Annotated in this window: 18 protein-coding genes and 1 tRNA gene; 11 read left to right on the forward strand and 8 right to left on the reverse strand. The window is 40.3% G+C overall.

The window, feature by feature from the left end; genetic code table 11:
• Positions 1-325 precede the first annotated feature (325 nt).
• The gene (locus tag WMO13_RS02630; protein ID WP_026878576.1) at positions 326-1,084 is read right to left on the reverse strand and encodes a DeoR/GlpR family DNA-binding transcription regulator; all 759 of its coding nucleotides are present in this window, start codon (positions 1,082-1,084) and stop codon (positions 326-328) included.
• A gap of 197 nt (positions 1,085-1,281) precedes the next feature.
• On the opposite strand from WMO13_RS02630, the gene WMO13_RS02635 reads away from it, so the two are divergent.
• The 11 genes from WMO13_RS02635 to dnaG all read left to right on the forward strand — a co-directional run bounded on the left by WMO13_RS02635 (position 1,282) and on the right by dnaG (position 15,565).
• Positions 1,282-2,637: a GntP family transporter gene (locus tag WMO13_RS02635; protein WP_026878575.1), complete on the forward strand. Its 1,356-nt coding sequence runs from the start codon at positions 1,282-1,284 to the stop codon at positions 2,635-2,637.
• Between the two features lie 210 nt (positions 2,638-2,847).
• Positions 2,848-3,747, forward strand: a complete 900-nt coding sequence (gene ltnD / locus WMO13_RS02640; RefSeq protein WP_026878574.1) for an L-threonate dehydrogenase — start codon at positions 2,848-2,850, stop codon at positions 3,745-3,747.
• A gap of 57 nt (positions 3,748-3,804) precedes the next feature.
• Positions 3,805-5,073 (forward strand): 3-oxo-tetronate kinase, encoded by a 1,269-nt coding sequence (gene otnK / locus WMO13_RS02645; protein ID WP_084331440.1) that lies wholly within the window; start codon positions 3,805-3,807, stop codon positions 5,071-5,073.
• Positions 5,070-5,762, forward strand: coding sequence for an aldolase (locus WMO13_RS02650; RefSeq protein WP_084331439.1), 693 nt, complete (start codon positions 5,070-5,072; stop codon positions 5,760-5,762). Before otnK ends, WMO13_RS02650 begins: the two co-directional genes overlap by 4 nt.
• Positions 5,763-5,766: 4 nt before the next feature.
• Positions 5,767-6,543, forward strand: a complete 777-nt coding sequence (gene otnI / locus WMO13_RS02655) for a 2-oxo-tetronate isomerase (RefSeq protein ID WP_026878571.1) — start codon at positions 5,767-5,769, stop codon at positions 6,541-6,543.
• Positions 6,544-6,954: 411 nt separating this feature from the next.
• Positions 6,955-8,034, forward strand: a complete 1,080-nt coding sequence (locus WMO13_RS02660) for a sigma-70 family RNA polymerase sigma factor (RefSeq protein ID WP_051396140.1) — start codon at positions 6,955-6,957, stop codon at positions 8,032-8,034.
• 218 nt (positions 8,035-8,252) lie between these two features.
• The gene (gene rpoD, locus WMO13_RS02665; protein ID WP_026878570.1) at positions 8,253-10,091 is read left to right on the forward strand and encodes an RNA polymerase sigma factor RpoD; all 1,839 of its coding nucleotides are present in this window, start codon (positions 8,253-8,255) and stop codon (positions 10,089-10,091) included.
• A gap of 228 nt (positions 10,092-10,319) precedes the next feature.
• A complete protein-coding gene (gene dusA / locus WMO13_RS02670) occupies positions 10,320-11,309 on the forward strand; it encodes a tRNA dihydrouridine(20/20a) synthase DusA (RefSeq protein WP_034855443.1) in 990 nt (329 codons plus the stop codon).
• A gap of 151 nt (positions 11,310-11,460) precedes the next feature.
• Positions 11,461-12,939 carry a hypothetical protein gene (locus WMO13_RS02675; protein WP_026878568.1) on the forward strand — a complete coding sequence of 493 codons (1,479 nt, stop codon included), beginning with the start codon at positions 11,461-11,463 and terminating at the stop codon, positions 12,937-12,939.
• A 175-nt stretch (positions 12,940-13,114) separates the two neighbouring features.
• The gene (locus WMO13_RS02680) at positions 13,115-13,558 is read left to right on the forward strand and encodes a GatB/YqeY domain-containing protein (RefSeq protein ID WP_026878567.1); all 444 of its coding nucleotides are present in this window, start codon (positions 13,115-13,117) and stop codon (positions 13,556-13,558) included.
• A 270-nt stretch (positions 13,559-13,828) separates the two neighbouring features.
• A complete protein-coding gene (gene dnaG, locus WMO13_RS02685; RefSeq protein ID WP_026878566.1) occupies positions 13,829-15,565 on the forward strand; it encodes a DNA primase in 1,737 nt (578 codons plus the stop codon).
• A 556-nt stretch (positions 15,566-16,121) separates the two neighbouring features.
• Here the strand turns inward: dnaG and WMO13_RS02690 are convergent.
• The 7 genes from WMO13_RS02690 to WMO13_RS02720 form a co-directional block, all read right to left on the reverse strand.
• Entirely contained in the window at positions 16,122-16,811 is a 690-nt protein-coding gene (locus WMO13_RS02690) for an ABC transporter permease (RefSeq protein ID WP_034855441.1), read from the reverse strand.
• Positions 16,811-17,509, reverse strand: a complete 699-nt coding sequence (locus tag WMO13_RS02695) for an ABC transporter permease (RefSeq protein ID WP_270049103.1) — start codon at positions 17,507-17,509, stop codon at positions 16,811-16,813. Before WMO13_RS02695 ends, WMO13_RS02690 begins: the two co-directional genes overlap by 1 nt.
• A 2-nt stretch (positions 17,510-17,511) precedes the next feature.
• Positions 17,512-19,158 (reverse strand): glutamine--tRNA ligase/YqeY domain fusion protein, encoded by a 1,647-nt coding sequence (locus WMO13_RS02700; protein ID WP_026878563.1) that lies wholly within the window; start codon positions 19,156-19,158, stop codon positions 17,512-17,514.
• 232 nt (positions 19,159-19,390) lie between these two features.
• Positions 19,391-20,548 carry a metal ABC transporter substrate-binding protein gene (locus tag WMO13_RS02705; protein WP_342386902.1) on the reverse strand — a complete coding sequence of 386 codons (1,158 nt, stop codon included), beginning with the start codon at positions 20,546-20,548 and terminating at the stop codon, positions 19,391-19,393.
• Between the two features lie 130 nt (positions 20,549-20,678).
• Positions 20,679-20,755, reverse strand: a tRNA-Arg gene (locus tag WMO13_RS02710).
• A gap of 78 nt (positions 20,756-20,833) precedes the next feature.
• Complete coding sequence (locus WMO13_RS02715; RefSeq protein ID WP_026878561.1) at positions 20,834-21,700, reverse strand: YicC/YloC family endoribonuclease; 867 nt, start codon at positions 21,698-21,700, stop codon at positions 20,834-20,836.
• Positions 21,701-21,800: 100 nt separating this feature from the next.
• Positions 21,801-22,862 (reverse strand): M42 family metallopeptidase, encoded by a 1,062-nt coding sequence (locus tag WMO13_RS02720; protein WP_026878560.1) that lies wholly within the window; start codon positions 22,860-22,862, stop codon positions 21,801-21,803.
• Positions 22,863-22,877: the final 15 nt, after the last annotated feature.

Genomic DNA, 22,877 nt, shown 5'->3' on the forward strand with positions numbered 1-22,877 from the left:
ACCTAATATTATAGAACGTTTTATTCTATTTTACTTCCCATAATTTTAATTATTCTTTGATTGTGTATCATTTTTTTATCAGTTAACTCTATTTAGATTCGTTTGGACGAGACGTTGAGTTATTGATGATTACCTAATTGCATGGTTCACTATATAAATGCTATGGATGCGGACTCTTCTCGTTTCAAAAGATCTTAAAGGTTTTACGTAGTTGCATAGGAAATATTTAGAAGAGAAGTTTAAAAGGAGTTTTAAGTCGTATAATTAGACATTAATATTCTCCCATCCTTTTTTTGGGAGATGCTAATATTCTCCGATAAAATAGTTACCCTTGATATAGCGTAATCCCTAATTTTTTTAACGCTTGTATCGCTGTTTTGGGAAGCTTTTGATCAGTGAAAATAGCGTCAAAAGTCTCGATAGGCAGGGCGATATAAGTACCGACTTTGCCATATTTAGAAGAATCTGTGATGAGATAACGCCGGCGACTAATATTTGCGACAGCCTCTTTAACGGGGACTTTATTTTCATCGGGGGTAGAGATTCCGCGGAGGTTCCAGGAAGAGGCGGAGATAAAGGCGATATCGACAATAAAATTATTGAGTGCTTTAGCGGTAATCGTTCCAATGGTGGAATTATTCTCTTTGCGTACACGTCCGCCGGCGATGATCAATTCTGCGTCACTATGTTTGACAAGATAATTGGTAATCACAAGATCATTGGTGATAATTGTTAAGTCATTTCTTGGAGCTAACTGTTTTGCAAGCGCAAGTACCGTTGTTCCGGCATCTAAATAGATACAGGCATTTTGCGGAATATGTTCACAAGCAATCGCTGCAATGGCTTCTTTTTCATCTGACATTAGCCCCTCTTTAACTTCATGTGATGGCTCAAAGGGTAGCCTTTCTGCGGCTTTCACTCCACCAGAAACAGAGATCGCTTTCCCCTCTTTTTCAAGCAGATTGATATCTCGCCAAATGGTCATATAAGAGACATCAAAAATTTTACAAAGTTCCTGAATACTCATCACATCATGTTGCTGAATGAGATTAAAGATCGCTTTTTGTCGTTCTAAAGGGATCATAGGGCATTATTTCCTTTGTATGTTTTGAGATCAAGAGCATCATTCTAACCTAGTATTTATCAAGGAAGAAAGAGAGATAGTTTCTTTATTCTAACGTATTAAGTTAGACCTAGGACAGCTTTTTATCTTATTTATGTTGAAAAATGATGAAATTTGATGGATATTGGTGACGATAATTTTGTTAAGGAGTAACTGAGATGAGTCAAGGATATCTATTATTGGTAGCTATTTTAGGAGTTTTAGGGCTTCTACTAATGGTGATTCGGTTTAAAATACAGCCTTTTGTTGCGCTTTTATTGGTGAGCATCATTGTGGCATTAGCCAGTGGTATTCCCATGAACAATGTTGTAAATGTGATGACTTCAGGGATGGGGAAAGTACTCGGTTCTGTGACGATGATTGTGGGTTTAGGTGCAATGCTAGGCCAAATTATCGAAAAAACAGGGGGTGCGGAATCCATAGCTAACTATTTTAGCCGTCTTTTAGGCGCTAAACGAGCTATTCCCGCGCTTACAGCTTCGGCATTTATCCTGGGTATCCCGGTATTCTTTGATGTGGGATTTATTATCTTAGCGCCTATTATTTACGGTTTTGCGCGGGTTGCGAAAGTGTCGCCTCTTAAATTTGGACTTCCTGTGGCCGGGATTATGTTAACGGTGCATGTTTCTGTACCACCTCATCCAGGTCCCATTTCAGCAGCTGAATTAACCGGTGCTGATATCGGCTTATTAACCATTATCGGTCTAGGCATCTGTATTTTTGTAGGGATTATTGGCTACTATGTTTCTAAATGGATTACTCGTAAAGAGTATAAAAATCTATTACCACAAATGAATAATGATAGCGAAGTTGTGACGGAAATAGTCTTAGAAGAGAAAGCTAAAAATGCACCTAATCCTTATCTAATCGCCTTTTTAATCATCGCACCGATCTTTCTAATTATGTTAGGTACCGTTTCTTCGGCAGTGATTGATGGGGAATCAAGTATTAAATCATTCTTTAATTTCTTAGGCGCACCGGTAATTGCATTGATGATTGGTCTGATTTTAGCCTTTTACTTCTTAGGGATTCGCCGGAGTTATACCTTAACGCAGATTAGTGATGTAATGGGTGAGGCATTACCTGCCGCCGCAGTGGTGATTATGGTTACGGGCGCCGGCGGTGTTTTTGGGAATGTTTTGGTGGAATCTGGTGTGGGTAAAGCGCTCTCGGATCTTCTCACCTCGATTGGCTTACCCATTATGTTAGCCGCCTTTTTAATCTCATTGGCACTACGAGCTTCTCAAGGATCGGCAACCGTTGCGATCTTAACAACAGCAGGCTTACTGTCAGAGTCATTGATTGGAATGAGTGGAACAGAGATCGTTTTAGTCACATTAGCGATGTGTTTTGGCGGATTAGGTCTCTCACACGTGAATGATTCAGGATTCTGGATTGTGACCAAATATTTAGGGCTTTCAGTGGAAGATGGACTTAAAACGTGGACTGTTTTAACGACTATCTTAGGTGTCTCAGGTTTCTTAATGACGTGGTTAGTGTGGTCATTGATTTAAATAATGAGTCGTACCCATTGATAGAAAAATCATAAATGATCATAGCGATCATAACGATTGGAACAAACATAAAATTAGAGAGCGGTTAATTGAAAATCGCAAGATGATCAGAACAACATAATTTTATAAAGTGCTTTCTAGAGTATTTTTCGAGTAGAGTCCTCGATCACAGAGGAGAGCACAATTATCATAAATAGAAGGATCAATATTATGAGTCAACAATTTTCATTAGCAGTTATTGGATTAGGATCAATGGGAATGGGTGCGGCTAAATCAGCTATTCGTGCCGGCATTACTACTTATGGGATTGATCTTAATGAGGCTGCACTTGCCGATCTTAAAGCGGCAGGTGCTAAAGCGGTGGGTAAGGATTGCCGCGAGTTTGCATCAGAATTAGATGCGGTATTGGTCTATGTGGTCAATGCAGCTCAAGCAAAAGCTGTACTCTTTGGTGAGAATGGGGGAGCGCAATATCTTAAAGCAAATACACCTGTGATGGTTTCAGCCACTATTTCAGCAGAAGATGCAAAAGCTATTGAGAAAGGATTAGCGGAATTTCAATTGCCAATGTTAGATGCACCCGTTTCAGGTGGTTCAATTAAAGCTAATAGTGGTGAAATTACGATAATGGCGGCAGGTAAGCCGGCAACATTTGCGCAATTACAACCTGTGCTAGAGGCGATTGCGGCGAAAGTCTATAACATCGGCGAGGAGATTGGTCTTGGTTCAACGGTGAAAATTGTTCATCAATTATTAGCAGGTGTGCATATCGCTGCCGGAGCTGAAGCAATGGCATTAGCGGCTAAAGCGAATATCCCTTTAGATGTGATGTATGATGTTGTTATCAATGCCGCTGGTAATTCTTGGATGTTTGAAAATCGGATGAAACACGTGGTCGATGGTGATTACTCGCCTAAATCAGCAGTGGATATCTTTGTAAAAGATCTAAATCTTGTTCGGGATACAGCAAAAGAGTTGAAATTCCCCTTACCGCTTGCCTCTACAGCGCTCAATATGTTTGTCGAGGCCTCTAATAAAGGCTATGGCCGGGAAGATGATAGTGCAGTAATTAAGATCTTCTCAGGTATTGAGTTACCTAAGGCGAAATAAATTGTGATGACGATATATTGTCAATAATCCAATAAATTGAAAATAAAGAAGGAGTCAATGATGAAAATTGGTGTCATTGCCGATGATTTTACCGGTGCAACTGATATCGCGAGCTTTCTTGTGGAGAATGGTCTTTCCACAATGCAGTTTAACGGGATTCCTAAAGCCGATGAAATAGTCGATACAGATGCGGTTGTGATCAGTCTTAAGAGCCGTTCTATCCCGAAAGCGGAGGCGGTGCAAATCTCTTTAGAAGCGCTGAAATGGTTACAATCAAAAGGCTGTGAGCAGGTCTATTTTAAGTATTGCTCAACCTTTGATAGTACTGCAGAGGGAAATATTGGTCCTGTAACCGATGCATTGTTAGATGCGTTAGGGGAAAAAACAACGATTATTTCGCCGGCATTACCCGTTAATGGTCGGACTGTCTATAAAGGGTATCTCTTTGTATTAGATCAGTTATTGTCTGAATCCCCAATGAAAAATCATCCGCTCAATCCGATGCGAGATAGTAGCTTACAGCGCTTAATGGAGATGCAAAGCGACGGAAAAGCAGGGTTGATTACGAGCGATGAGTTAGATAAAGGTGTTGATTTTGTGAAAGCCCGTATTGAAGCATTATCTCACGAAGGGATTAATTATATTGTGTTAGACGCTTTGACTGAGGATCATTTAGTGATTCAAGGAGAAGCCACTAAAACGATGAAATTAGTGACTGGCGGATCAGGGCTTTCAATCGGTTTAGCTAGAGCTCATACAGCGGGAAGATCAGGGGGGCAAGCGAATAGCGCGGGGTATCCTGTGAAAGGCGATGCAATAGTACTCTCAGGTTCTTGCTCGGCAATGACCAATAAACAGGTGCGTTGCTATAGCGCTAAAGCGCCGAATTTTGCCATTGATGTTGCAAAAGTAATCGATGAAACAGATCGAAAACAGTATATTCAAGAAATTTTGCAATGGATTCACGAGCAGAAAGGGAAGACGTTAGCGCCCTTAATCTATGCCACGAGTGATGCGAAGATGTTAGAGCAAATTCAGCAACAATATGGCGCTGAGAAGGCTAGTCACGCGGTCGAAGAGACTTTTCGATTATTGACAGAAGCCTTAAAAGAGAGCTCTATCACTCGGTTTATTGTGGCCGGCGGTGAAACGTCTGGAGTAGTGGCGCAAACTTTAGGGGTGGAAAATTTCTATATTGGCCCTGTGATTTCACCTGGTGTACCTTGGGTAAAAGGGGTGAAACAACCCATTTCATTGGCGCTTAAATCAGGGAATTTTGGTGATGAAAATTTCTTTGCACGAGCACAAGAGGAGTTTGTGGTATGACCTCAAATGATCTACAGCAGCAAAAAATAGCCCCGAAAGTAGTGGATCCCGCAGTGTTAGCAAAGGAAGAACAATTTGCCCGTAGTGAGATTGTGCGTATTGGCAAATCCTTTTTTGATCGAGGTTATGCCACAGGATCGGCGGGGAATCTGTCGATTCTACTTTCGGATAATGAAACGGTTATTGCAACGCCGACAGGTTCCTGTTTAGGGGAACTTGAGGTCGATAAACTCTCGAAAGTGACGATTGATGGTGAGTGGGTATCGGGTGATAAACCCTCTAAAGAGGTGGTATTTCATCGGGCAATCTATATTCATAATCCTGCGCATAGAGCGATTGTGCATCTACATTGTACCTACTTGACGGCACTCTCTTGTTTGGAGAATTTAGATCCAAAGAATGCTATTAAGCCTTTTACTCCTTATGTAGTAATGCGTGTTGGCGAAGTGCCGGTGATTCCTTATTACCGGCCGGGTGCTGAGATGCTTGCTACGGATCTTGGGCATTTAGCGCCAGATTATAAGGCTTTTTTATTGGCTAATCATGGACCTGTAGTAACCGGTTCCACTTTACAAATCGCAGCGGATAATCTTGAGGAGATGGAGGATGCAGCGAAGCTCTCTTTTATCTTACAAAATAGTCCCATTCGTTATTTAACCCAAGCTGAGATCGAAGAACTCAAAGGATAATAGAATGCCTAAATTTGCAGCAAATCTATCAATGATGTTTAAAGAAGTTGATTTTCTTGATCGCTTTGAACGGGCGGCGAATGCCGGTTTTAAAGCGGTAGAATTTCTCTTTCCTTATGAGTATGATAAGGCGAAATTGGCAGAACTTCTAGAGAAGTATGGCTTAGAGCAAGCACTTTTCAATACAGCCTCTGGTGATGTTACAAAAGGGGAGTGGGGTTTAACCGCAGTTCCGGGAAGAGAGAAAGAAGCAAGGGAGATGATTAATCAAGCTTTTGAATATGCCTTAGTGCTCAAATGTCCACGTGTACATGTAATGGCAGGCGTTGTACCGGAAGGGGAAGATCGTGGCGCGTATCGACAAACCTTTATTGAAAATGTCCGTTATGCAGCTGATCTATTCAAGCCACACAATATTGATGTCGTGATTGAAGCATTAAGCCCGCCGGTGAAACCGAATTATCTCTTTAAAAGTCAATATCAATCGCTCGCATTAGTGAAAGATATTGATCGAGAGAATGTAGGGGTGCAATATGATTTTTTCCACGCACAATTAGTGGATGGCAATATCACAAATTTCCTCAAAGATCATATTGATCAAATTAAGCATATCCAGATCGCCTCTGTACCGGATCGTCATGAACCGAATCAAGGAGAGATTGATTATCCTTGGCTCTTTAATCTATTAGATGAATTGGGTTATAAAGGATGGGTCGGTTGTGAATATAATCCTGAAGGTAATACTGAAGCCGGGTTAAGCTGGTTTAAACCTTATCGTTAAAGCGTTTGTGATTAATAGGGATTAAAGCTGTTTACCTAATTATGATTTGGGTCAAAATTCAAATAGACCGTAAGTTTAGTGCTTTTTAGTAGGTGCTAGATTTACGGTTTTATTCGTCTTGTATTAAAAGCATGATGAGCAATGGCTGTTGATGATGGGGGATATTATTTGGGTATGTAATCCTAGTGTTATTTAAAATTCTATAAATAATTTTACCAATATTTTAAATTGATACTATAATTAATTTTAATAATAGTTACTATTAAGTAACTTATTCGTCCCTTTCTATTGATAATACATTAGAGAGGTTTTTTTATAATTAAAAAATAACCTTATAGCATTTATGCTATAAGGTGAAATTTTAATAAGGATCTAACCAACAAGGATGTTCTGAAGAATTAGGGAGGCGTCATGAATCGCAAGCAACCCTCGAAAGCATTTTACAATATTGAATCGCTTCAATACGAAAAGACAGGACAATTACACTCTACACTAACAGAAGGAGATCAAGTTACTAATCAAATAGCAGCTAGTGCTGAAGATATTACATTACCTAACTGCTGGCCGCATGAATCATTAATATCAGACACATTAGAACCTTCTTTGATTAAGAATGATGAACTAGAAGATATTCTGAAAAATAGAGAGAATAAATATGTAGATTATGAAAATGATCTTTATCTCTATTTTTCCGAAGTCGGGCAGTATCAACTCTTGAGTGCAGCAGAGGAGAAGTTGCTTGGAAAAGCGGCGAAAGAGGGAAACAATGAAGCATTTAAACAGATTATTTTAGGAAATTTAAGATTAGTGATTATGATTGCTCAGCGTTATGAAGAACGAGGGCTAGACAAATCTGATCTCATTTCTGAGGGAAATCTTGGACTCATACATGCAACCCGAAAATTTGATCCCGAAAGAGGATGTCGATTTTCAACCTATGCGGTGTGGTGGATCCGGCACTACATGGAAAAAGCAATAATGAATCAGGGGAGAACCGTACGTTTACCCATTCATATTAATAAAGCGTTGAAAAGACTCATGAGTGAGTTGCAACAATTATCTCAAGAGTTACAAAGAAGACCAACTGTAAAGGAGTTATCTGAAATAACAGGTCAAAGTCTGTATGAAATTATGGAACTTCTTGCTTATCAAAAAGCATTTCTTTCCTTTGATAACACAGAATTATCGATTGTTGCATCGTTCAGTTCTAGTACAATTCAAATTGATCGAAAACAAATAATCGATTTTTTTATTGAGAATGAATCAGTTAATCTTTTAGAGAGTATTTTATTTGATCTTGAACCTCAAGAGCGGGCGGTGATTGAATATCGTTTTGGTATTAATGGCCGAACCCCTAAAACATTGGATACAACGGGAAAAATATTAGGATTAACACGAGACCAAGTGCGGTATTTACAAACTAAGACCCTGGAGAAGATACGTTTAATGTTAGAGAAGCATGATGTTAGTTTAAGTGATATTTTAGAGTGATACCTGTGATATTTTGATTTGGATTGGAATTCATTCAAATTATAGGTTGTTTTAATTTAAAGTTGTCCCCATTAATGGTGTAGTCGATAGATTACACCACAGGGTTTCTCTTTTCTTTGCTATATCAGAAATAGGGGAAAGCTGTTATAATAGTCTGCTTTAGATTAAAATAATACGATAGTCGTGAACTTATTAGATTAAGGATGTCATTCTAAATTATGAGCAATCATTCAGATCAAAAAAAACAAGATCAACTTAAAAAAGAGCAAATCAAAAAGCTGATCGCTTATGGTAAAGAGCAAGGATATCTTACCTTTACGGAGGTTAACGATCATCTACCTAAAGGAATGGTCGATCCAGAACAGATTGAAAGTATCATCGCGATGATTGAGGACATGGGGATCTCGGTGCATGAAGAAGCGCCTGACGAAGATACTTTAATGTTGAGCGAATCTCTTGACAGTGATGATGCAGTAGAAGAAGCAGCAGAAGTACTTGCTCATATTGATGATGAAGAGATTGGTAGAACGACAGATCCTGTGCGCATGTATATGCGTGAGATGGGAACGGTTGATCTCTTGACTCGCGAGGAAGAGAAACAGATTGCGATTCGCATTGAAGAGGGGTTGCATTCTTCACTTAATTCCCTTGCACTTTATGTTCCGGCAACTTATCACCTTATTGACTCTTATCATGCGGCGATAAAAGAAGAAGGACGTATTACCGATCTTGTTTTAGGGTTTATAGATCCTAACTTCTATCTTGAAAATGAAGAGAAAAGTGAGGATGAGGATGAAGAGGTTGCGGTTGTTGAAGTTGAAGATAACACCAATGGTCCTGATCCTGAGATCTTAGCAACCAAGATTGCAGAATTACAATCAATTGTAGATCAATTAAATTCGATTAAAGAGAAAGAAGGGGCTGCAAGTAAATCTGATAAGATCAAAGAAGTTAGAGCAAGCCTTCGTGAGAAATTTATGGAGTTTCAGTTAGCACCGAAATTCCAAACAGAGATGTATGATAAACTTCGTGAAACGATTGATCGCATCCGTCCGTTAGAACGTAAAATTATGCATATCTGTGTGGCGAAAGCAAAAATGCCACGTACAGAGTTTTTAAAAGTTTTCCCTCGTAATGAAGCAAATAGAGCTGTTTTTACGGAGGATATCTTTAATCGTAAAGCGAAGTATGTAGAAGAACTTAAAACTTATGAGAAGCACATTTTTGAATGTCAAGATCGCTTAGCGAAGATCGAGCAAGAGACAGATCTTACCATCTATGAGATTAAAGAGATTAATCGACAAATCTCAATCGGGGAAGCGCAAGCACGCCGAGCAAAACGGGAGATGATTGAAGCAAACTTACGTCTTGTAATCTCTATCGCGAAGAAATATACCAACCGAGGTCTACAATTTCTCGATTTGATTCAGGAAGGTAATATTGGGTTGATGAAAGCAGTGGATAAATTTGAATATCGCCGGGGCTATAAGTTCTCAACTTATGCGACTTGGTGGATTCGCCAAGCGATTACTCGCTCCATTGCTGATCAGGCACGAACCATTCGTATCCCTGTGCATATGATTGAGACAATTAATAAGTTGAACCGTATTTCAAGACAGCTTCTTCAAGAGCTTGGTCGTGAGGCAACCCCTGAAGAGATCGCTGAAGCAATGGGTGAAACAGAAGAGCGTGTACGTCGAGTGCTCAAAATCGCTCGTGAGCCTGTCTCTATGGAAACACCTGTTGGGGATGATGAAGATTCAAGCTTAGGTGATTTCATTGAAGATGTTTATGCTATCTCTCCGATTGAGTCAGCCACAGATGAAGGTTTAAATGAAGCGACTCGCGAAGTATTAGATACATTAACCGCTCGTGAAGCGAAAGTGCTACGGATGCGATTTGGTATTGATATGAATACAGATCACACGCTTGAAGAAGTGGGTAAGCAATTTGATGTGACTCGTGAGCGTATTCGTCAGATTGAAGCAAAAGCGCTTCGTAAATTACGTCATCCTAATCGTTCAGAGAGCTTAAAAAGCTTCTTAGATGTGGATTAAGACTCAATAAATAGGTTTTGCCTTTGCTAGTCTTTGATGGATAGCAGGTAGTGATTTTAAGGATTCAATGATAAACCCCGAAGATCTTGTAAAATCTAGGGGTTTATTTATATCTCTATTCTTATAATATTAATAATATTTATTATTGCTTTACCCATCTCAAGTAAACTTCACTATCCTATACTTTAGAGTAAGGATTCAATGTAAAAATTAAAAAGAATGAAAGATATGGTTAAAATGCCTCCATTTTCTGTCGCACCGATGTTAGATTGGACGGATCGACATTGTCGTTATTTCTATAGAACGATGAGTAAAACTGCACTTCTATATAGTGAGATGGTGACAACAGGGGCGATTATTTATGGTGATAGAGATCGTCATCTCTATTTTGAAGAAGATGGGCCTGTTGCGCTACAACTTGGGGGATCTGATCCTAAAGATCTCGCAATTGCAGCGAAAATTGGGGAGTCATATGGTTATAGTGAGATTAATCTTAACTGTGGTTGTCCTTCAGATCGAGTACAGAAAGGACGATTTGGTGCTTGCTTGATGAAAGAGCCGAGTTTAGTCGCTGATTGCTATCAAGCGATGCAAGAAGCGGTTTCTATTCCTGTAACCATTAAAACCCGCATCGGGATTGATGATGAAGAGAGCTATGAGTTTTTAACTCATTTCATTGAAACAGTGGCGGCAAGAGGATGTGATCAATTTATTCTTCATGCTCGAAAAGCTTGGCTTTCAGGGCTTTCACCTCGAGAAAATCGAGATATTCCTCCGCTAGACTACGGACGTGTTTTTCAGATCAAGAGAGATTATCCGATGCTTAATATTGGTTTAAATGGTGGTTTACCCTCAGTTTTAGAGGCGAGGCAGTATATCGGACAAGTCGATAGTGTGATGCTTGGGCGAGCGATCTATCATGATCCTTATCAACTATCACAGGTGGATTCTCTTTTTAACGGAGATCCTGAAGAATCTGAAAAAGAGAAGACAACTAAAAGTCGTTATGAAGTAATTATGGCCATGAAACCGTATATTGAGGCGCATATTGATAGAGGCGGTCGGTTAAATCATATTGTGAGACATATGTTAGGTTTGTTTCACGGAGTACCTAAAGGTCGTTTGTGGCGCCGCTATTTAAGTGAAAATATGCATAAAGAAGGGGCAGATTTTGATACAGTATTGACTGCTTATCAACGAATGCAAGATGGAAGGTAGAAGAATATAAGAGAAGATAGGTTAAATATGTTATAGAATCAATAATATAGTATTTTTCTGAGATAATATGCTCAACTATATTGATTACTATTTAGAATATCTCCTATAATCAAAGAGTCTCACTTAACTTATTAACTATTAAGGATATCTAATGAAGAAAAAATTACTTGCGTATGCGGTGCCATTATTGTTAGCTACTAGCTCGATGAGCATAGCGGCACCGATTGAATTGTTTACCCAAGATTATGAAACAATAACGGAAGCGTTATTAGATAAATCTTATGGTTTTATTGTTAAAGAGATAGATACAAGCATAGAAGCCGATGCAATGAGCGAGAATATTGGCAATTTCCAAGCAACAACCTCGATCTTATTACAAGATGAAGAGACAAATATCACATCAACCGAGAATGGAGAAGTCGTCTTTACCAACTATGCAGAAGGCAAGGGCGCTGCAACAATCATCTCTAAAGCGGATTTGGTGATTGCAAATAGTAATGAAGCGCTTTTTGTGCTTAAAGATATTGCACAACAAACGCAAATCGATCGGGAAAATCTTCAATATAAATTTACCCAACAATATCCTGAAATTGTACTAGACTCTGACTCCTTAAATGGTGGTTCTTTACATGTTGCCGGTGCAGAAGGGAAAGGATTATTTACATTCACTGATAATTTTAAAGTGATTGATAATTTTGATGCGGCTTATCAGATTGGCAAGATCACCTTAAAAAATGAAGCACAAGGATTACGGTCATTAGTGGTAGATGATAGTGCTATTAGCTCTGTGATTATCCCTAGCGATCTCTATCAGAAGACTGAAATTATTTTTAATGGTATTGCGCTTGAAGTAATGCCGGAAGCAGTAACTCGCGCTGGTTTTAATCAGTTGAATATCGCACAATTTACTTATGATTCGGGTGTTGAGAAAGTAACAGATCAAGCCGGTGTCTTTAACCATTTTGTTGTTAAAGATTTGACGCTTCAGCCTGCGATTTCTGAGGCAGAGGTTACGTTCGGAGATTTTAAATTAGGATTTAATATTGCACCCGTTACGAATGAGATTCTATCTCAAGATTTTCTTGCTCTCAGTAATGAATATATGCTCAATGCTGAGCAAATGAATCCGTATGCCTACCTGCAGAAAGTTTTTGTAGATGGTAGTAGCATCAAAATGACTTTAGATGGCAAGTTAGCGGATTTTGGTTCTCAAAATGCCTTGAATATTACTCCAAGTAGTGAATTGATTGATCAATTAGCGAAAGTTGATTTTATGAATAATCCTGATGAAGTCGATGAGATATTTGCGGGCTTAACATTCTTTGAATTTGTGAATCAATATATCGATGCTATTGATCTTGAGCTCTCTGTTGATCAAAACTATGCAATTGAATTAGGAAGCAATATCCTAATCGCATCAGGAAAACATGTGAGTATGGATAGTGCGCGTAAAGAGATGAAAGAGTTATATCAACAGTTCCAATTGATGGCAACCTTGATTAATGCTGAAACCCCGCTTGTTGAGTTTGTTGGTGGGAAGGCGCATATTCATGTACAATATCAGGATGGTACTTGGCTAGTGAATGATCAAGTTGTAGATTTAGAAGCCATTGCCGCATTATTTGGTTAATAAGTAGTGTAAAATAGAATAATCAAGTGAGGGAGGCTATTGGTCTCCCTTCTTTTATTGAGAGTATTAAGTCAATACCTATAAATCTGTAAATTTATATTCAATGATGAATATAGGATGGATATAAAATTATTTAATACGCGAATATCACAACATATCAAAAGGATAGAAAAGCATGAAAACACGTCTTCAAAGTGATGTTAAAGAAGCAATGAAAGCAAAAGAGCGGGAAAAAGTGACGACATTACGCGCTATTTTAGCGGAGATTCAAGAAGCACAGTTACAAAAACGTGGCGATGAGTTGACAGATGAAGAGTATTTGACGATTTTAAATCGTATGGTAAATCAACGTCGGGAATCAATTGATCAGTTCAAAAAAGCAGAGCGTGCTGATCTTGTTGAAAAGGAAGAAGAGCAGTTACAATATATCTTACCGTATCTTCCTGCGCAGTTAACGGAAGAGGAAGTGATTGCTATTATCGATACAGCTATTGCAGAGTTAGGCGTTGAGGGTATGAGCGGTATGGGTAAATTGATGAATGCTATTCGGCCACAATTATTAGGTAGAGCAGATATGTCTGCTGTCAGTGGTATCGTTAAAGCGCGTTTAGCGGGTTAACATCTCGAGTATTGTAGTAGCTAAGCTGTCAATCAATAGTAGATAGTCATTAGATTTGTCGGTAAGCTGCGCAATATGACAAAGTTGCCAATCATTAATAATGGATGGATAACGGTATAATAGAAGCGGTGATGAGTGTCGATGGAGCATGAAAGCTCTGCAGACAATCTCTCACCGCTTTATAGTGTGATAATATTGAATAATCTGTAGAATCTATCATCGTATTGATAGTATTCAGATCGAATAGTTTTGGACGAAAATGAGGGGAAAATGAGTAAAGGCAAAGGATTTATTCCACGAGATTTTATCGATTCATTGATCGCAAGAGCGGACATTGTGTCGGTAATTAATCAGCGTGTGCCTTTAAAGAAGGCCGGGAGTAACTACAAAGCGTGTTGCCCATTTCACGATGAGAAAACACCCTCATTTACCGTCAGTGAGACTAAGCAGTTTTACTACTGTTTTGGTTGTAATGCTAGCGGTAGCGTTCTAACTTTCTTAATGAGCTATGAGCGCCTTGAGTTTTTGGAAGCAGTGGAGGTTCTAGCGCAAATTGAAGGCGTTGAGATTCCTTATGAGCGAGGGGAAGGTTATTCTGAGGCGAAAGTAGAAGCGCAGAAAAACTTGTTAGAAGTGATGAGGATGACTGAAGCATTCTATCGGCAACAATTGCGTAAAGAGAATAGCGTGCGAGCCATTGAGTATCTACAAAAACGAGGTTTAAACGGGGATGATGCCAAAAAATATGGCATTGGTTATGCCCCTGATAGTTGGAATGCACTGCTTGCTGAATTGAGTAAACATCATATCTCTGAGCAATTAATGCTTGAAGGCGGCTTACTCAGTGAGTCAGAACAACATCGTCGTTATGATCGTTTTCGAGATCGTATTATGTTCCCGATTCGTAACCGCAAAGGGGATACAATCGGTTTTGGTGGACGAATTCTCGATCAAGGTGAGCCGAAGTATCTTAACTCTCCTGAAACAGTGCTCTTCAAAAAAGGCGAAGAAGTGTACGGGCTCTATGAGTTACGGCAATCAGCGCGGGACTATGAGGAGATTATTGTCGTTGAAGGCTATATGGATGTCGTTATGCTTTCCCATCATGGTGTCAATAATAGCGTAGCAACTTTAGGAACAGCGATTGCCCAGCGTCAGATTGAGTTACTGTTTCGTTATACTTCTCGGATTGTCTTCTGTTTTGATGGAGATCGGGCAGGGAGAGCTGCTGCCCATAAAGCGATGAATGAATCATTCCCCGCATTGACTGCCGGTAAAGAGGTCTCTTTCCTATTTCTACCGGATGGTGAAGATCCTGATAGTTATGTGCAAAAAGCTGGAGCAGAGGGCTTTTTGTCATTCGTAAAAAGCGCAGAACCGTTGTCACAATTCCTCTTTGAATCAATGGAAGGGGAGGTGAATATGAATACCTTTGAGGGTCGATCACAATTTTTAGAGATGACCGCCGAAAAAATCAATGCCATGCGAGATATTCCGCTTCGAGATTTTTTGCGGGCAGAATTAGGCAGAAGGGCTAGTCTTGCGGAGAATCTTCTAAATCGCTATGTGAGTGCTGGTCGACAAGGGGATAGTCGTACTCGGCAAGCTTATAATAATGGTCAGACATTAGTCGAACGTATTTTGGTGATCATTCTAAATCAACCAGCTCTAGCACGCTCGCTTCAAGGGCTACATTTTCTATTAGAGAGCGATGATCTGCAACAAAATCGGCTCTATGAGGTGATTATGGCGATTCAGGAGTATCCAACGCTTGAAAATGCTGCACAGATTCTCCATTTCTTTGATGAAGAGCCTTGGAATGGTTGGTTGCGGCAATTGACGATGCAGGAGAGTTTAATTGATGAATCCTTACAAGAGAGTGAGCTGCAAGATCTCTTTTTACAACTCACTAAAGGGGAATCTCCATTAAAGAAAGTATTGGCGAAATTACAAAATAATGAGCCTTTGACCGCAGATGAGCTACAACTTCTCAGAAGTTCTCGTTAGATCGATTTTATTCTCCCTTTTCTCTTTCTATCAGTATGCGTTAATAGGCATTAACAGATATTAATAGGTAAAGAGGTCAAAGCTAAGAAGATTGATTGCATTGCCGGGGAGAATGATCTTGTTCTTTTCATAATCCTGCGCCGGCAAATTGAGCATCTTTCAATATCTGGCGATACAGGTCAGCGAAGTTGGAGAGATAAAAAAATGCGTATCTCATTTGAGGGATACGCATTGTTATTATAGTAATATCGATTCAAAAGAAGCTTATCCAAATGCCGGCGCATCAGTTGATCGAGGCAAGGAAGCTGTTCTATCCGGCATCTTGCAAGTGTTGTTTAGTACGGTTTTATAGTAAGATCAGTTCAAAAGAAGCTTATTCAAATGCCGGCACATCAGTTGATCGAGGCAAGGAAGCTGTTCTATCCGGCATCTTGCAAACATTGGTTAGTAAGAGTTTTATGTTCTTTTAAAACCCCACAATAGCTGTTTTCAAACCATTTTTTTAAACCAAATTTACTATACTTTATTTCCATTCTATTTTTAAAATATCAAAATCTTAAAATGTGGGTTTTAGATAAGAGAGCCAACGGCGTTCGCAATAGCGGAAGATCGCAACTAATGCAAAAGTCAAAATAAGATAGACGATTGCGGCAATTAAGAATGGGATAAAAGGTGAATAGGTAATGCTATAAACCTTACGAGCCCAACCAAGAATATCCACTAGAGTGAGGACTGATGCCTGCGCGGTGCCATGGAGCATAAAGATCACCTCATTGCTATAAGCCGGTAATGCGCGTCTAAAACCTGAAGGGAAAATAATACGTCTAAAGAGCGTGAATTTATTCATCCCAAAGGCAATGCCTGCTTCAATTTCCCCTTTAGGCGTATGTTTAAGCGCCCCTTTAAAAATCTCAATAGTATAAGCGCAAGTATTGAGAGTAAATGCAATTAAGGCGCATTTGTAAGCATCTGTTAAGATATTGTCCCATAACCAACCACTATTGCGCACAGCTTCAAATTGTCCGAGCCCAAAGTAGATAAGGTAAATTTGCACCAAAAGCGGTGTTCCCCGAAAGAAGTAACTAAATGCTTCAATGGGTAAGCGAATCATTTTATTCTTAGACAGTGAAAAGATTGATAAGGGAATGGCAAAAAGCAAACCAATAACAGAGGCAATTACGGTAAGTTTTATTGTTAGCCAAATAGCCGGCAGAAGATCCGGTAATTCTGCAATAATATCTTCCATCATAGCGATGATACCTCATTTGTAAAACCGGTACTGTAGTGTCTCTCTAGAAACTTAATGAGCAGAATCGAAAGGGTCGTCAGGACTAAGAAGCCAACCGCCGTTACCATATAGAAATCAAATGTCATGCGTGTTGCTTTACCTGCATTATTAGCGATAAAGACAAGATCATGTAATCCGATTAATGAGACTAGTGCTGTTGTTTTGAGCATCACTAGCCAGTTATTACTCAAACCCGGAAGGGCAAAACGCATTGCTTGCGGGAAGATTACTCGGCGATAAAAATGGGTTTTTGACATTCCTAAAGCAATACAAGACTCAAATTGCCCTTTCGGAACGGCCATTAAGGCACCGCGGAATGTTTCTGAAATAAAGGCGCCAAAGATCAAACCGATTGTGATAATGCCTGAGACAAAAGGATTAAGGAAAATAGGGCTTAATCCCATTAAGTCCGTTAACTCATTAAGAAGTGTCTGTAACCCAAAGAAGAGCAGAAATATCAGAACGATATCCGGAATACCGCGAATAATAGTCGTATAGGCCTTTGAGATAAAGCGTAATGATCGAAGTGGGCTAAAGGATAGTAGGGCGGAGCCTAATCCTAAGGCTACTGCGATAATAAACGACAATATCCCTAAGGTAATAGTGATGAAAAACCCCTCAAGGAGTGAGGGGCCGTATTGAATTATCTCACTCAAAGTTATTCTCCGAAACTATCTTTTAACTCAACGACTCGGTTAAAGATAAGCCCTTCATATTTTGAATCACGGGCATAGTAACCAATACGTTCAAACTGATAAGCTTCTTCAACCGGCGCATCAACGAGGGATGGCTCCCCCTTACCGTGGATGACTTCTAAGGAGTCATGATTGATATAGTCGGTGAGTTCACCTGGCATCGCATTAGGATTTTTCTCGGTAAAGAGTACGTCATAGTTATGAATTGTGATATCCACCGCATCTTTTGCAGAAACCCATTGGATAACGCCTCGTGCTTTAGCCCCTTCGACATTTTTGCCCAATGATCCAGGGACAATCTCGGCAATGATCTCGATAATATTATCCGCTTCATCCTTGACGATATCGGTGGCTTTGATGATATAAGCACCTCTGAGACGAACAAAATCGCCTAAGACTAAACGTTTATATTTTTTATTAGCACTCTCTTGGAAGTCCGCACGATCAATATAGAGCGCATTACTGAAGTTAATTTGACGTGTACCACGGGTTTCATCTTGTGGATGATTGGCAATATCTAAAAGCTGATCCGCTTCAAGATTTGTTAACGTCACTTTCAGTGGATCAAGCACAGCCATTCTACGATTCGCTTTCTCGTTCAGTACATCCCTCATAGCTTGGCTAAATTGTTGTAGCTCAATGAGGTTTTCTGATTTGGTCACACCTATACGATCACAGAATAGACGGATCGCTTCCGGAGGGCAGCCACGACGACGGAGACCGGCGATTGTGGGCATGCGAGGATCATCCCAGCCATCTACAACTTTTGAGGTCACGAGAAGCGTTAATAGGCGCTTAGACATGACATTATATTCAATATTAAGGCGTGAAAACTCATATTGATGGGGGGTATGTTGCATCTCTGCATGTTCAACGCACCAATCATAAAGGGGGCGATGATCTGCAAATTCAAGAGAGCAGAGAGAATGAGTAATTCCTTCGATCGCATCTCCAATAGAGTGTGCTAAATCATACATAGGATAGATGCACCACTGATTGCCTGTTTGATGATGTGCCTCATGACGGATACGATAGAGCGCAGGATCACGTAAATTAATATTAGGAGAAGCCATATCAATTTTAGCACGGAGAATTTTTTCTCCATCTTTAAATTCCCCTTGACGCATTCTCTCAAAAAGATCGAGATTCTCCTCAATAGAGCGATTACGATAAGGTGATTCGATTCCGGGTTCAGTTAATGTACCGCGCATCTCACGGATCTCTTCGGCGCTACTATCATCAACATAGGCAAGGCCTTTTTTGATTAACTTAATAGCAATTTCGTAGTATTGCTCAAAGTAATCTGAAGCATAATGCAGAGAATCCCATTTGAATCCGAGCCATTCAACATCTTTCTTGATTCCATCCACATATTCAACTTCTTCTTTTGTGGGATTCGTATCATCAAAACGAAGATTGCAGCGGCCACCATAATCTTGGGCGATACCGAAGTTTAGACAGATTGCCTTTGCATGTCCGATATGTAGATAGCCATTAGGTTCAGGCGGAAAACGAGTATGAATATCTGAGGGTTTCTCATATTTACCGCTTTCGAGATCTTGATCAATGATTTGGCGAATGAAGTTTGTACGTACAATATTATCAGACATAAACCGAACGACCTTTATCTTGTAATTATTTTAAATTTTAATAAGTGTGATTCAAATAGCTAGAATATTAGCACGTTTCCTAATATTTTTCGATTTTAAAATCATGTAGTCGGCAGTGAGCCATAAGGGAAGAAATAATAAAGAGACTATCTCTGAAAACGATTGGTAAAGACAGTCTCTTTGCATGGATAGGCATTTTCGTTAATATCGCTATTTTTGAAGCAACGATTACTTATTCTTGATGCTGTAATACTTCGGCAATGCGGTCGATATTGTGCTTGAAGAGATGTAAATAGGTATCTGCTTCAGGGGAATCCGTTAGCGCATCTGAGTAGAGCACACCGCCATCTTCAAGTGTGAGATCTTGCGCTAATGTTTTAATAAAGCGAGAGGGTGCGATATTTTCACTAAAGATAGCGCGGATATCTTCAGCTTTCACTAGTGTATAGAGCTCAGCCATCTTTTTCGCAGAGGGTTCAGCGAGCGGATTAAGGTTAGAAACGGCGATAAAATGCAGGTCATATTGCTTCGCTAAATAACCAAAACTATTGTGAAGCACCATTAAATGAGCCTTACGATTTGCTGGTAAAGTGTCATCAGCATATTGATTGAGCGCTTCTAATGCTGTTTTATAAGTTTGGAAGTTATTGGCAAAATAGGGAGCTTCTTCCGGAAGCGCAAGGCTCAACCCTTCACGAATATTATCCGTCATAATGACAACATTGAGTGGATTTTGCCAGATATGTGGATCAAAATCACCGTGGTCGTGGTCGTGGTCGTGGTCGTGGTCGTGGTCGTGGTCGTGGTCGTGGTCGTGGTCGTGGTCGTGGTCGTGGTCGTGGTCGTGGTCGTGGTCGTGGTCGTGGTCGTGGTCGTGGTCGTGGTCGTGGTCGTGGTCGTGGTCGTGGTCGTGGTCGTGGCCGTGGTCGTGGTCGTGGTTATGCTCCTGATGTTCTACAGTTGCATGTGTTTCTTTAGCTGTATGATGATCCTCGTGATCATGATCATGATCATGATCGTGATCGTGATCGTGATGAGCATCGGCTTCGCCTTCCCAAGAGAGCAGCGGAACATTGCGACTTGCATCGATGACAATTCCTTCATAATTATTAACTTCTAAAATACGATTAAGCCACCCATCAAAACCTGCACCATTGAGGACGATGACATCCGCTTGTTGAATCGTTAAGATATCTTTGGGGGTCGGTTCAAAACCATGTGCTTCTTGGTTGCGACCAATGATAGAGGTAATTTCCACCTCTTTTTGCCCAATATTGTGGGTCAAATCTTCTAGAATGGAGAAGCTAGTGACCACTCTTAGAGGGGCACTCAATGCAAGGGAAGAAGAGAGTAGCAGGGTGCTAGCAGTAGCAAGTAGTAGACGTTTCATAGGTTATCCTTTGGTAAATAGAGGTAAGTTTTTTATCTGATCAGTAAGTGATCAACTTTTATTATAAGTTATAAAAAACCCGTACAGTGACCGGCATTGATGTCGATTCATTATACGGGATTGTTTTGTCTGGCGCGCCCAAGAGGAATTGAACCTCTGACCTTTGGCTTCGGAGACCAACACTCTATCCAACTGAGCTATGGGCGCTTAAGAAGTTTGTCATTATACCATCAATATTTTTTCCGCAAAGCAAAATTTTAGCAAATCTGAGCTATTGCCGAACTTCTACTCGATATTTTGAATCTGCTCACGAATCTGCTCGATTAAGACTTTGAGATCGACACCAATTTGCGTGAGTGCCACATCTTGGGATTTAGAGCCTAGGGTATTCGCTTCTCGATTGAGCTCTTGCGTTAAGAAGTCAAGGCGACGACCAATAGGCTCTTTCCGTTTGAAAACACTCTTCATCTCGGCAATATGGGCTGTTAGACGATCAATCTCCTCATCAATATCGAGTTTTTGAATGATATAGACGAGTTCTTGCTCAAGGCGTTGAGGGTCATGCTCAATATTGAGATTTTCAAGGCGGGTACGAAGACGTTGCTCGATCTTCTCAACCGCAACGGGGCGTTGTGCTTTTGCTTTCTCCACCAAGGCTTCCATTTGCGCAAGGCGCTCTTCAATCATCTGCTGCAGGCGCGCGCCTTCCCGTTCACGATGAGCAATAAATGCAACTAAAGCCTGATCAAATGCGAAGAAGAGCGGTGTTTTAATCGATTCTGCATCAACGCTAGAGGCTTTCATCACGCCGGGAAGTTGCATGAGCTGTAATGCGGTCAGTTTGCTATCAGCACCGAGGAGCGCATTCGCTTCTGCATGAATTGCTAATAGAGATTGCGCAATTGCCGGATTGAAGTGGAGGTTGCTATGTTCAGCATCATCAAAGTCGATTCGAATTCCTACTTCTACTTTACCGCGTGAAATGGCGTTTTGTAATTTTTCCCGCAATTCTGGCTCTAATGCACGCAGAAGATCCGGCATTTTGAAGGTTGGATCAAGGTAGCGATGATTGACGCTACGAATTTCAAGACTTAATTGCCCGATCTCAGTGGGCGCAGTTTCACGGGCAAATCCCGTCATAGAACGTAACATAGTATCCTTTATGAATATTTTATAATGTGAAACGATTACGCATAATATTAAATCGCCCGATATTATAGCATCTCTCTAAAGGCTTATCGGGCAAAATAGCTCAAATCATCGGCGCATAACAGTAACGGTAAAGCAGTTGATAGGTCGCTTCTAGTGATTTTTGGTGTGTGCGTTCAAGGGCATGAGATGACTCAATGCCGGGGCCAATTAAGGCATGGCGTAGATCTAATCCTGCACGCATTGCGGCAGAGGCATCTGAACCATAAAAGGGATAAATATCCACTTGATAAGGGATTTCTGCTTCATCTGCTAATTGGATAAGTTGATTCGTCAATTGATAATGGTAAGGACCGGAAGAATCTTTTGCACAGATTGAGACCGAATACTCATCAGTTGTCTGTCCATCGCCTATCGCGCCCATATCAACAGCTAAATATTCAACCACCTCACTCGGCACTGAAGAATTGCCACCAAAGCCAATCTCTTCATTATTCGAAAAGTAGAAGTAGAGAGAGTAGGGCAATCGTGGCGCATCTTGTAGTTGTTTAATCAGTGCTAAAAGCAGGGCAACACTTGCTTTATCATCTAAATGCCGTGATTTAATAAAACCATTAGGCGTATAGTGAAACCGAGGATCAAAAGAGACAAAATCCCCGGGACCGATTCCTAACGCTTGAGTTTCAGCTTTTGTGTGACTTTCAACATCAAGGCGCACTTCAATATGTTGATCATCTCGAGGAATTTCACCTGATTTAGAATAGACATGCACCGAAGTTTCATGGAGTAAAATAGTGCCGGTAAATGTGTCACCTTTACGGGTATGAATAGTGCAATATTCTCCTTCCACTGAATTCCAATTAAAGCCACCAATTTTAGTGAGTTGTAATCGCCCATCTGCCTTAATCGATTTGACCATCGCTCCCAATGTATCGACGTGTGCAGTTAAGAGGCGCGCCTGTGTTCGATTTTCACCGGGAATATGAGCAATAATCGCCCCTTTATTCGTTTTCCGGATCTCAACTTTGAGTTCAGAGAGACGCTCGGTAATAGCCTTTAAAATCGATTCAGTAAAGCCCGAAGGTGAAGGAATCTTTACCATCGTTTCAAGTAAGGCTAAAACTTCAGCTGAAGGGAATTGTAGGGTTGTAGCTCTATTCACCATTATTGTAGCGATCCT

The organism is Ignatzschineria larvae DSM 13226 (genome assembly GCF_038500265.1).
GTDB lineage: Bacteria > Pseudomonadota > Gammaproteobacteria > Cardiobacteriales > Wohlfahrtiimonadaceae > Ignatzschineria > Ignatzschineria larvae.